This is a genomic window from Mesorhizobium qingshengii (genome assembly GCF_900103325.1).
GTDB classification, from domain to species: domain Bacteria; phylum Pseudomonadota; class Alphaproteobacteria; order Rhizobiales; family Rhizobiaceae; genus Mesorhizobium; species Mesorhizobium qingshengii.
Window position 1 is genome coordinate 1 of sequence record NZ_FMXM01000117.1, and the last position, 1028, is coordinate 1028.

The 1028-nt window shown below is 54.0% G+C and carries 1 protein-coding gene and 1 pseudogene; both read right to left on the bottom strand.

Annotation, left to right across the window (positions count from 1 at the left end; genetic code table 11):
• A pseudogene (locus BLS48_RS36920) lies at nucleotides 1-147 on the bottom strand (IS3 family transposase); the annotation flags it as partial.
• An 8-nt stretch (nucleotides 148-155) separates the two neighbouring features.
• The gene (locus tag BLS48_RS34705; protein WP_038654578.1) at nucleotides 156-782 is read right to left on the bottom strand and encodes a response regulator; all 627 of its coding nucleotides are present in this window, start codon (nucleotides 780-782) and stop codon (nucleotides 156-158) included.
• Nucleotides 783-1028: the final 246 nt, after the last annotated feature.

A 1028-nucleotide genomic window follows, 5' to 3' on the forward strand; every position in this document is an offset into this window, starting at 1 on the left:
GCTGGGGCTGCGGTTGAGCCAGGCATGGAAGCCTGATCGGGACACATCCAGCGCATTACACAGCCATGCCACCGGCCAGATATTCCGGTGCCTCGCGATGAAAGCGAACCTCATGTCACTTCCCTCGCGAAGTAGGCTGCGGCCTTCCTAAGGTCTTAACTCCCGTCGGGCAATCGGCCGCGCTTGAGAAGCTTGGCGCGAGCCTGTTTATAGTATTTCTCAACAGTAGCGGAGTCGACCCCAATTCGTTTACTGATCTGGTCGTAAACTTCCTTTCGCTTCATTCCGCGCTCACGGCGGCGCATCCAATCGAAGATTTCCTGCTCCCGGCCCGTTAGCCCTGAATAGTGAAAATCATCCGCCAGCTGGTCCTTTTCCGATATCCGGATAGCGAATCCGCCTTGTGAGATATCCTGTAGCACCTCAGCCAAAAGTCCGCGCATCAGTCCGGTCTTGCTCACATATCCAGCTACCCCAATCCGACGACAGTGGTTAGCTTCGGCAACCGAACCTAATCCAGTGATGACCACGTGTGTCGCCAAAGGGGATGCATCAACGATCTGCTGGATAACCGAAAGCCTATCCCAGAGTGAGGTTGGATTTACCCCCGGCAAGCCGGGGTCTATGAGAATGAGATTAAACTCTTGGGACTTAATTCGCGCCTGGGCGCTATCTAATGTAGGGGCTCCAAGAAGAACGCTTTCGGTATGGCAGTCCTTAAGTTCCTGGATCAGCGCCAAGCGCATTAAATCCTGATCTTCAATCACTAAAATCTCTTGCATAGTGCGGTCCGATTATGACTGAGCCCACACTCGCCCTACGGGTCTATGAATAATATGATCGAGAAAGGCAACCTCAAATGGGAGTGCGCCCCTTGGGGCGGACCGATTGGGATTTTCGGATTGACCCAGTTGAGGTGCTCCCCGTCTTTGGATGAGCTATGGCGGAAAATGGGTGATGACGGTTTGAGAAGGGCGGCGTATCGAGGCGGGTGATTGAAGCCTGCCAGAACCTCTCAAGGAGAGCGA